6 protein-coding genes are annotated in these 10,517 nt (G+C 58.4%); 2 read left to right on the top strand and 4 right to left on the bottom strand.

Annotation, left to right across the window (positions count from 1 at the left end; genetic code table 11):
* Nucleotides 1-52: 52 nt before the first annotated feature.
* The 4 genes from P353_RS23840 to P353_RS23825 all read right to left on the bottom strand — a co-directional run bounded on the left by P353_RS23840 (nt 53) and on the right by P353_RS23825 (nt 8,075).
* Nucleotides 53-2,974 (bottom strand): hypothetical protein, encoded by a 2,922-nt coding sequence (locus P353_RS23840; RefSeq protein ID WP_034375258.1) that lies wholly within the window; start codon nt 2,972-2,974, stop codon nt 53-55.
* An 80-nt stretch (nt 2,975-3,054) separates the two neighbouring features.
* Nucleotides 3,055-4,953, bottom strand: coding sequence for a hypothetical protein (locus tag P353_RS23835; RefSeq protein WP_198529140.1), 1,899 nt, complete (start codon nt 4,951-4,953; stop codon nt 3,055-3,057).
* 210 nt (nt 4,954-5,163) lie between these two features.
* Nucleotides 5,164-6,735, bottom strand: a complete 1,572-nt coding sequence (locus P353_RS23830; protein WP_052084997.1) for a serine hydrolase — start codon at nt 6,733-6,735, stop codon at nt 5,164-5,166.
* Nucleotides 6,736-6,737: 2 nt separating this feature from the next.
* Nucleotides 6,738-8,075: an alpha/beta hydrolase family protein gene (locus tag P353_RS23825; RefSeq protein WP_232776856.1), complete on the bottom strand. Its 1,338-nt coding sequence runs from the start codon at nt 8,073-8,075 to the stop codon at nt 6,738-6,740.
* A 180-nt stretch (nt 8,076-8,255) separates the two neighbouring features.
* Between P353_RS23825 and P353_RS23820 the strand changes: the two genes are divergently transcribed.
* A complete protein-coding gene (locus tag P353_RS23820) occupies nt 8,256-9,242 on the top strand; it encodes an AraC family transcriptional regulator (protein ID WP_080750665.1) in 987 nt (328 codons plus the stop codon).
* A 308-nt stretch (nt 9,243-9,550) separates the two neighbouring features.
* Nucleotides 9,551-10,333, top strand: coding sequence for a helix-turn-helix domain-containing protein (locus P353_RS30065; protein WP_157839646.1), 783 nt, complete (start codon nt 9,551-9,553; stop codon nt 10,331-10,333).
* Nucleotides 10,334-10,517 lie beyond the last annotated feature (184 nt).

Raw genomic sequence — 10,517 nt, 5'->3', positions numbered from 1 at the left:
AGAAGCACAAATGCTTCTGGCTGATCTCAAAGGGAAGTCGCGTTAGCGGCTTTTATTGCAGCAATACGGCTAGTTTGTTGATGATGCCGAGGCTGTTCTGGTTGACGATATCCATGGGCGTACGCTCGGGGGCGTAATTGAAAGCCTGTTTCAGGTTGTCGCCCGCAGTGGCTGCATTCAGCGGCAGCAGCATTACGTAGGCTTCACCGCCGCGTATCTCCTCGGTGACGTTGACTACCGATCCGTCACGCACGCGCCGCACCAGGCGCTGGGCGGAGGGGGTGCTACTGGGTCGGAAAGAGCGATAGATTCCGTCATTCTCGATCTTGAGGCGGGTCAGCGTGTCGTTGTCGAGGAAGCGCAAGGCCACTGAATGTGAGTTGCCGCGCATCACCTTTTCGTTCCACGTATTGATGTCGGGATTCCGGTCGAGGTTCAAGTGCTTCGGTACGACCACGAGCGCGTTGAACTTGCTCAGGCGTGCAGGGTCGTTACCTGACTGTGGAAAGTTCACGGAGTAGTCCCAAGCCATTACGTGCTCCAAGAAGGAATTCTCACGGGCCGCCACAACCTCGCGCATCGGCTTTTTGGCGTCAACAGGCAATGGCAGTCCTTCATTGCCCATTACTTGGTACTCCGGCCACTGGGATTTCAGGCTCGGCTTCACGAACTTGTCGTCGCCATAGGGTTGAACTACCCAGCGGGCGCCGTAGATCGCCTGATAGGCCCCGAAGTGCTGCACAAACACCAGCGTTGGCGTGTTGCCCTGGTTGAAGATATACACAGGATACCAAGGGGTCTGGATGGCCTTCGCGCTCTGATAGAGCGATAGCGGGTTGATGTTTGGGTTGCTGAAGTTCACTCCCGTCACCCCATCATCCTTCCCCACGGGCAGACCTGTCCAGGTAACCAACTCGGTGCCGCCGTCGGGTGTCCAGCGAAGTGGCATGTAGCCGCCAGGCGCGGTAGACCATGCCTTGCCCTTGGCTGGATCGAGCAAAGTGCCGACCACGTAGTCGTAATAGTCCAAGTCCTGTAAGTTCTTGTACAGTTCGCTTTCTGCCCTGGAGGCGTTGGTTCCGAGCATGGCCTTCTTGTAGCCCGCCAGCACTTCGGGCGTTATGTCTGTTCCTTGCCCAAGTGACAGGGTGACCAGGTCATAGGCCCGCGCCGAAGACTTCAGGAAGAACTGGTGGTAGCGCGCGCTCATCTCGGGCGTGACGTTGCTTACCGAAAGGTTGGCTAGAAAGCGCAGGTATGAGTCGAGCTTGCCAAGCTTCTCCACGGTCAGCATCATTTCCATCAACTGAGGGAAGCTGCCGATGGCTTTGCTCACACCCGGAATGTCCAGTTTGGGGCGCAGTTGGGGAATCACTGCGTCGTAAGGCAGCGTCTCGAAGCCGTTTACGTACATCTTGTCGAAGCGCACTAAGTTACCGTCGGTGCTTGCCCCGGCCTGCGGCGGTTTCTGGGGCTGCCGGGCGCGCAACTTCAGGTCGTCCAGTTCGGCGATGAATTGCAGGTATTCGGAGTTGCCTGGACTGCTTTGCAGGGTTCTCTTGTCATTGGCGACCAGAGGCTCGTTCTCGACCCGCTGGTGCACGCGCTCCAGTACGTCGGCGTCTTTAGCGCTTTTCTTATCGGCCTGGTATTGTTTCCAGTCTGCGTAAGAGGCAAACGCCGAGTCCGGCGGGCCTTCCTGCTTTTCTTTCTTGGGGCCAACGGGTGTGGGCGGCTTCACGCCAGGGTCTTTGGGCAGGCTGCCCAACGGCGGCACTAGCGATGCGCTCTGGTCTTTCAGCATGGTGTTGAGGCTGCTGACCCAGGCCGAGGTGTCTGCTACGCCAGCGGGCCACGATTCGGCGGAAACTTGCACGTTTTGCACAGCCGTGGCCCAGCCATTCTGCTTGTAGTACTGGAATGAGCCTGACGCACCGCCGCCGAAAGCGCCGGTCTGGTATTCGGCCGAGAGGGAGGCACCGTACTGCGACTCGGTGTTGCCGTCGGCGTTGCTGAAGGAGAGTTGACCCTTGCCGATGCCTTGGTTCATTGAGGTAGTTTGAGAGACAAACGAGTCGCCATTGAAGGCGTAGAAGTCGGCGATGGCGCTGACGATTTTGCGGCGCAACTCGGTCATATAGCCGATAGTCTGTGCCTTGATGGCAGCGTCGGCGCACAACTCATGCTGCGCCCGCAGATCGGTAAAGACGGACTCCATGCGAGTGAGCAACTGCATGTTGGCGTAGGGCTCGGTATCGGCCAGCTTGTAACGGTTGACCGCCACGCCCGCGATGTAGGTTTTACCGCCACATGCGCTGGTCGGCGGGCCTTCTGCGACGCTGATGTCGCTGCTTAATTGTGCGTCAGTGAGCTTGGTGCCAATGAGGTAGGGCGTGAGGTTGTCGGCGTCGCTAAAGCCGCTGCTTAGGATGGCGGCGATGTTGTTGGTGTTGGCCGACACCATTTGCACACTGATGGATCCGTCGGATTGAGTGTTCTTCCAGGCGTTGGCTTGGTGGTAGGCGGCAGCAGCCTTGAAGCCCGCGTAGGAGCCGGAGGCCGAACCGTCGATGGTGGTCTGGCTGCTGGTGGAGCTGGCGGTTTTGTTGCTGGTGATTTTCAGCTCGGTTTTTTGCTGCGAGCGGGTGGTGTCCACGCTCAGCCGGTTGTCTTCCTTGAGCCGGCCTAGGTCGAAGATGGGGCGAAGGTTATAGGTGGAGGCGGCGGAGTCGATGCTGGCGCCGACCGACAGCGACTTGATGGTCTCCTGCGTGATGTCCGTGCCCCGGCCTGCGTTCAGCAGGTAGCGCTCGAAGTCCTCCTCGTCCATCGACGCATGCGCTGCCAGCGTGGGGTAGCGCGAGGCATAGGTCGGTGGTGGGGTGTCGCCCTCGCCGCCGCCGCAACTAGCGAGCAAGGCCAAGCAGGCCAGTGCGATGGGCAGCATAGCGGTCTGGATCTTGTTTTTCTGCATACAGTTATTCCCTTTTTTTCATTGCTGCTTGCGCTTTTCAGGAAAAGCGCAAGCAGCCTCTTCCTATAGATGGCCGGGGTTCAGGGCATGTACTGCACTGGAACCGGGTAGCTCAGGTAGTTCTTGACAACCGCTTCGCCGCTGTCTCGGCCCTGGTTGGGGTTGGCTCCTGCGCACCACCTGTCGGAGTTGGCATGTTTCTGACCCTGGGCGGTAACAACGCTACATGCGCTGCTGTCCACAATGGCCGTCTTGTTCGACGGGCAGTTGGCTAGTGCTCCGCTACAGGTCGCGAACTTTTCCTTGATGAGCAAGGTGTAGACGTTGTCCTGCGCGTCGGTGAAACGAACCTTCATGGGATATGAAGGCACGGAGCCGACGCGAAAGCCGACGATTTTGCGGCTGCCGGGCATGGTCACGTCCTGCTTGTCCTTGTTGCAGTTCGGGTCGCTGGCATCTTGGCCAATGGCGCAGACGCCGTACTTCTTAAGCAGTGGTTTGTTTTCGGACACCACGTCGGGGGCACCCAGCAGTACCGAGAAACCGTCGGCGTAGTTGAAGGGTTTGGGGTTCTCTAGCCCTTGCACACCGCCCACGGTGAACACCAGGCCATTGCCCAGTTCGCTCATGAACCCCACTGCGTCATCTACGGAGAATCCGTAGGCGCTCATTCCCAGGTCATCGTGAATCAGCTTGACGTAGGGGTTGATGGTGAGCTTGGGGTCAGCTTGGGCTGCGGACTGCTTGTAGTTGTATTGCAAGTCCTGGATGTACATTGCCTGCACATATGCGTGGTCGCGGCCATGGACAGTGGTAGCGCTCAGCTTGTTGGCAGCTGCACCGCAGCCTTCGTTGTAGGGCACCCAGCCGTAGATGTGCTTGATGGCTTCCCAGTACTTGAATTCAGCCACATGCGCCGGTGGTGTGCTGCCCTGGCAGGTGCCGCTGGCGTACAGGGCCAGGTACTTTTTGTGGTTCTCGGCGAAGAAGTCCTTGACCAGGGTCATGTTGTCCTTCATCGCCTGTGGCGCGGTGCAATCGCCCGGGTACTTCTTGCCGGTGTATTGGGCGATGTTCTCGCTGCCCCAGTCAACACAGGCACCCCACAGATCCTGGATGTTCTGCACGGACTGGCCCCACTGCATCTCGCGCTGCTCCGTGGGGGTACATTGCTTGTCGAGGCATTTCTTCACCGTGAGCACCGGCGGGTTCTTGCCGTCCGGTGGTTGCACGGGAACGTCCTGGTCGGCGACAAGATAGCCGCCGCGTTGGGCAAAGATGTTGTAGCCGCCAGGCAGGCGCAGCTCGCTCATGTTGTAGAGCGGCCAGCCCGAGCCCAGACCATCGAGGAAGCTGCGCAGCGTGCTGCGGAAGTCGCTCAGCTTCTGGGCCGAGCCGCTGTAGCCGATATAGGGATTGCCCCGCACGCCAATGGCCACGGGCATGTAGACGTGATCGACGTAAGAGATGTTGTAGCCCACATTTTCTGGATTGAGCAGCGGCAGAGATTGCCCGCTCACCGTGACGGCATCGCCAAAAGTGTATTCCGACAACTGGGCAAACGCGTCCTCAGGGAACTGCACCTTGCTGGAGTAGGTCGTCAGCTTGCACGTTGTGCCCTGCGCCTGGCAGGCCACGTCGCCTGGGGTGGCCATGGGCTTGTCTTCGTCGTTGCGCAGGCGCTTGTTGCGGTCGGCCAGCAGCACGCGGCCGCCGTTCCACCAGGTGATGTATTGCTTGGGTCCCAGCTCGCTGTACAGCGGCAGCGTGATGGTGACCTCAGAGCCTGGCGCAATGCCCTCGCCGTCGTTGACATAGAGCTTGTAGACCGATTCTGTGGGCAATGTTTCGTTGGTGCGTTGACAGCCTCGCACCCATTCGTTGACTGCGTTGGTGCTGGTGGCCAGCACTGGGTAAATTTGACTTTCAGAATTGTTTCGGATGGTGATCGTCTTGGGGGCAACCAGCACGTCCTGCATTGCATAGTCCTTGCAAACGACAGAACCTGTAGGAGGGGGTGCACTCGCGCTCGGCGGGGTATCGCCGTCGCATGCAGCCAAGGTCAGCGTGAGCAGAAGCACTGCTGCTGCGGACAATGAGCAAAGAGTTGTATCAGGTGGAGGGGGAAAGCGCATCTTAGAGACTCCTCGGAGATGTTTGGTGTTGTGTTGCAGGGAATGGGCCCCCTGCTATTGGCCTTCGGCAACGCGCTCGAAAAGCCCGTGTGCCAAGTCTTCGGCGTAGTACTCGACCTGCATTCGCCCAGAGCCTTCGAGGCTAAATTGCACGGCAGATACTGAACCTGGGGGAGCGTTTTCGCCCTGCAGGTCGAATGCAAAAAGGTTGCCGTCGTAATGGCGGAGGCGATAGCGTGTCTGGGCGGGGCCGAGTACGAGTTCTAGCGCCTTGCTTTCACTATCCAGGGCTACCTGAGCATCGCCGTAATAGGTATTGGCGTAGTGCCCGGCATAGCTGGTCAGGGGAAGGGCAGGTGTAGGCGTTTTAGGCGCTGGCTGACCCGCCAGGCGCCCCAATGGGCGATACATTTCATGCATCTTGGCTTGCATGAGGGTCAGCCAGTCTGTGTTGGGCGCAACATCGCTCACATCGCCCCAGGCTTGCTCTCCAAAGGTCAACGCGATGGCCTCAGCCAGTCCCCGTGGCTGAGCGTTAGTGAGCACTGCGATACCTAATCTGGCTTGGGGCCACAAGATGAAGGTTGTGTGTGCACCCAGTAAAAAGGCTCCGGAGTGGGAAACGCTGGGATGGCCGTGTGGATCAGGTCCTACGTTAAACCCGTAGCCATAAGCTCCACCAGGGCGGGCTGTCATGGCGGCCCGCAGTGCGGAAGGGTTTAAAAGTTGCTGTTCCTGATTCTGTCCCTGTGCCAGCACCAAGGTCATCCAACGGGCCATGTCGATTGCACTAGCGCTGACGCCACCAGCAGGGGACTGCGCATCGGGCTGGCGCGGAGGCCGTTGCACGGCATAACGTGCGGGCTGAGCTCCGTAACTGTCGTAGTTAAGATCGACTTGCACATGACCCCAGGCGCGGTTGGACCGGTTGGCAAAGTCGTCATAGCGAGAGCTAGTTTGGGTCATGCCTAGTGGCAGATATATGGAATGTGCTGACATCGAGGCCCAGTCAAGACCGCGTGCCTGAGCCACCGCTTCGGCTGCAGCCGTTAGGCCAAAATTGGTATATGAGTAGCTGTTGTAAGGGTTGAGAGCTACGTGGCGTAAGCGCTGCAGGATGTCGCTGCGTTGGAAGCCTAGGTCTTCGAGTTGGTCACCCGCATGGTCAGGCAGGCCGCTGCGATGGGCAAACAAATCACCCAAACTAAGGTCGGCGTTGTCCCGTGGCTGTGGATATGCCAAGGTGAAGCTGGGCTGCAAGCGTTGTATGGGGGTGCTCCAGTCCACGCCGGAAGTCATCTGCGATGCCATCACCGTAGCGGCGATGGATTTTGAGACCGAGGCGAGCTGGAATACCGTATCCGCATTCACGGCTTCACTGCCATCCACCTGGCGCAGGCCGAAGCCCTTTGCATACACCGTTTGGCCGTCATGCACCACTGCAACTGCCACGCCTGGTACGCCAGTGCGCTGCATCCATTGCGGCACCAGGATGTTGAGCCGAGAAGTGGCCTGGCTCACTGTGCTGGCATTAGGCGCATCGGTTTCGTTGTTGCCACCGCAGGCCGCGACGGAAACCACTAGCAGTGCAGCGGCAAAGTACCGAGAAAGATAAACTGCTTGCATGGTCAGCCTCCAAACAGTTCGTCCAGCCAGTCCATTGACACGGCAGCGGAATAGGCCAAGTTACCGGTTTGGCAGTGGCCCTCAGCTCCCTCATTGATGGTGAAGATATGCCGTGCGACAGAGCCTCCGACGGCGTGCTGAAAGCGCTCGCACTGGGCCAGAGGCTCCGCCCCTTCGCCGGTGCCAACTAGGGCCAGTGAAGGGCATCGAATGTTGCGTAAGCTAGGGGCATCCACTCGGAAGTCGCGCAGTCGCAGATAGGCTTGGCGGAAACTTGTCTGGCCCAGCCGCACGATCAGGTTACGCATCATCTCGCGCGTCTGTGGGGGAATGGCGCTGTCAGGGATGTGATCGATGTCCTCCAGCCTTATATCCTCGGCCTCAGGCAGCAGGGCTGGGTCGAATCCTACGAATGAGGCCATGTAGGCGTGCAGATCGATGATGGGCGAGTTGGCGATGAGCGCTCGCACGCGGGGCTCGTGTACAGCGATGCGCGTGGCGAAGTAGCCGCCGAAGCTGATGCCCATGAGCGCCACGTGGCGCGGATCGGTTTCGCGGCGTGCCAGCACATAGTCCAGCGCCAAACGGCCCACATGTTCGTATTCTGGGATGAAGGCCATCCCGGAGTTGAAGCGCAGCGTGTCCATCTGCCCCGGACCGGTAAACAGCAGCAGGTTGTAGCCGCGCTCCAGTGCCGCCAGACCATAGGACAGCCAGGTTTCCTCCAGTGTGCCGTCGTAACCGCTGATGAGTAGCAGCGTCTTGCTGGGGCGGCCATGATGTCCATGACCGTCATGCTGGCTCGGTGCTCGGACGTAATACGCTGGCAACTGTGCACCACCGAAGGGGAAATTGACTTCTTCCAACTCTTGCCCACGCATGGCGGCCAGAAAGCATTCGCGGCTCTTGCGGCCCAGGCGCATGTGCTCAGGGTTCTGCACACCACAGTAATACTCGGCAGCGCGATAACTGTTGCAAGCCACCAAGTATTGCTGGCGCGCGCTAACAGCGTGGTTGCGCAGCGCGCGGGCCTGAGCGTCAGCTTCCTGGCGCTGGGCCGCAGCACTGAACTCCGCTACCCAACTGGCCGGAATGCCGTTCTGTATGCGCTGAGCCAACGCCAGACATTCGCCCACAGAAGCACCACCGTACCGTGTCGCCCCCAGTTGGCGTATCAACTGATAGTCCATCTCGGCATTGGCAAAGCCCACCACGCGAGTGCTGCCGCGCTCCATCGCAGCGGCAAGCCGAGGCTGTGTGAATGCAGGCGGGGTCAGGCTGGCGGCGACAGCGGCCATGAAGTGACGGCGATGCGGCTGGTAGGTGCGTGGGTCTTGCATGGCGGGTTCCGATTTACTCTGTTCCTGATAGCGGGCTTTTTTGTTTGGACGCACGCGAGCGGCTACATGTGTCAAAGCTTAGGGGGGCGGCAGTCTGCATTGCTCCTCGTGCTGAACGCCGGCGTCCCAAAGTTGAGCAAATGCGTCCGACAGGACAACTCGTCCGTAGAATCCGATCACATGTCATCCTCGCTGCCCGCGCTCTGTGTGATTGATCACCGCCATTCCGACGACGTAGAGCCTGCGCTGCGTCGAGAAGCATGGCGCGAGGTTGCACACTGGCAGGTAGAGTTCATACCCTCGCCGGACGTGCCGTTGAACGCCGACATGCATATGTTGCGTAGCAGCAGTGCAATCTTTGGTAGCACGCGTTCGTCGGCCTATGACATGCGTACTGGCTTTCATCGGGCCGAACCTCTGGAAGAGCTTGTGGTGATCTCGTTGATCGAGGCAGGGGATCTGCGCCTGAACGCTGCGCCTGGCGAGCCCCAGCACATGGAGACGGGGTCGCTGGGTCTTTTCATGCCGCGTTTGAAAGGACATTACCGCTGGAGTCACAATGCTCGGCAGGCTTTCATTGACCTGCCGAGGCGAGAGGTACTCGCCGCGATGGGCAAGGAGCCAGGAAACTTTGACTTGTCGCACAGCGCGTTGGCCCCTATGGTGAGTAGTCAGCTTGCCCACCTGGCACGATTGGCACGTCGTCCTGGACAGGTGGACACCGTGGAGCAGGCTGGTCTGTTGGATGTCACGCGATCCCTGACTCTGCTGGCTCTTCGCAATCTGGGTCGGGAAGGCGAGCATCCTAGTACGCCTGATCCACATGGTTCTTTGCAAGATCACTTGCATCGGGGCCGACACGCGGCGGCCATGCAATTCATGCAACGAGAAGCGCATCGCCACGACCTGGACGCTGCGGCCATCGCAAATGGCACGGGCTGTTCGCGTACGCGACTGTACGAGGCATTTGCCTTTCAAGATCAAACAGTGATGGGTGAGTTGCGCGAGATCCGTTTGCAACTCGCGAGGGAGTTGTTGGAGCAAACTCAACGACTGAACGTGGGCGCGCTTGCATGGCGTTGCGGTTTTGCGAGTGCACCGAACTTTGCCAAGCTCTTCCGAGCACGCTTTGGTTTGTCTCCGAGCGAATGGTATCGGCGAACATGAGCGGACATTGCGGGTTGAGTGGCGGCGGAAGTTCTTGTCTGCTTCTCCAACCTTGCTGCTTTGCTGTTGCCCTATGCTGTCCATTTCTCGTCCCTCTTCCTCGTCCCTAGGCAGCCTTCATTTGGACTCCACAGTCCCAGAGCCTGGTACCAAGGCAGATGTCTTTATTGGTTTAATTGCGTGGCTGATGCCAGTCGATAGCGAGGGGAGCTTATCGAGAAGGTTCTGTTGCTTCTATCCACTGATGTGTAGGGTTGACACTCCGAGTTGTCACAGAATAAATAAGTAACCCAAGGGAAATTGGTGTGTTGGATTTAGCTGTTCAAGAAGACATTCACCGCTTGTGGGATGAACTCACTGACTTTGATGTAGGCCAGACTGATGCGGCCGCACAACATTTGCAAGAGCGGTTGTGCAAGATGGTGGGAGCCTGGAACTCGACTTGGGGTGGTGCTACCCGCCTTGACTCGAACTCAAATAACGTTGATCCGCTACAAGGATGGCGCGTCGCAGTCACTCGACTGCTCTATCCCTTCGAGGCGCCATCTGAAGATGGTCCGTTCAAGGAACTGCAAAGGCGCTGGAACAGTCGTGAGATGGATATTTCCTTCTTACAGCCGATGCTCGGTATTGGTCAATTTCGCACCTATGGTCATCGACGTGATCTGCCGCCGGAGTGGTTTGATGGACCGGTTTACCAGATATTCAGCGCCCGCTATGGAACGGTGGATTCTCTGTGGGTAGGCTTCCCACTTAATGAAGATGCAGAGTCGCATTTCGGTTTCTACTCTCGCAAAGTGTTTATCGACCGAGACTACGAACTGCTGGCCTATGCGCTTCGTGGCATCAAGTGGTTTCACCGTCAACTCATGCTCACCAGTGGACCGTTGGTGGCTAAATCGCCCTTAACTCCTACCGAGCGTAAGGTACTTCGGCTGTTGCTGACCAAAGCTTCGGAGCGAGTCATTGCTGAGCACCTTGGCTTGGCCAACTCCACTGCACATCAGCATATTGTCTGTGTGTATCGTAAATTCGCAGTGCGAAGTCGCGCCGAATTGATGAGTTTGTGGCTAGGCCGCCCATGCCGATAGCTGAAAGGAAGCCGCTGGACCAGCCTACGCAGAAGTTTATCTAACCCTCAACTAATGATGTTCAATATGTAGTCGCATAATTATTGGTCATGGCTCAGTCATAGTCGTCCGAGTATCGCGACTGCGCAATAAAAGCCGCTAACGCGACTTCCTTTTGAGATCAGCCAGAAGCATTTGTGCTTCT

The sequence above is a fragment of the Comamonas testosteroni genome (assembly GCF_000761245.1).
Lineage (GTDB): Bacteria > Pseudomonadota > Gammaproteobacteria > Burkholderiales > Burkholderiaceae_C > Comamonas > Comamonas testosteroni_C.
The sequence above is the reverse complement of the archived record's forward strand: the minus strand, read 5'-3'. Positions and strand labels throughout refer to the sequence as shown.

Excerpts from the sequence above, each read along its gene's own strand:
- P353_RS23830 (WP_052084997.1), bottom strand. The coding sequence starts at position 6,735 with ATGCAAGCAGTTTATCTTTCTCGGTACTTTGCCGCTGCACTGCTAGTG.
- P353_RS23825 (WP_232776856.1), bottom strand. The coding sequence starts at position 8,075 with ATGCAAGACCCACGCACCTACCAGCCGCATCGCCGTCACTTCATGGCC.
- P353_RS23820 (WP_080750665.1), top strand. The coding sequence starts at position 8,256 with ATGTCATCCTCGCTGCCCGCGCTCTGTGTGATTGATCACCGCCATTCC.
- P353_RS23835 (WP_198529140.1), bottom strand. The coding sequence starts at position 4,953 with ATGCAGGACGTGCTGGTTGCCCCCAAGACGATCACCATCCGAAACAAT.
- P353_RS23840 (WP_034375258.1), bottom strand. The coding sequence starts at position 2,974 with ATGCAGAAAAACAAGATCCAGACCGCTATGCTGCCCATCGCACTGGCC.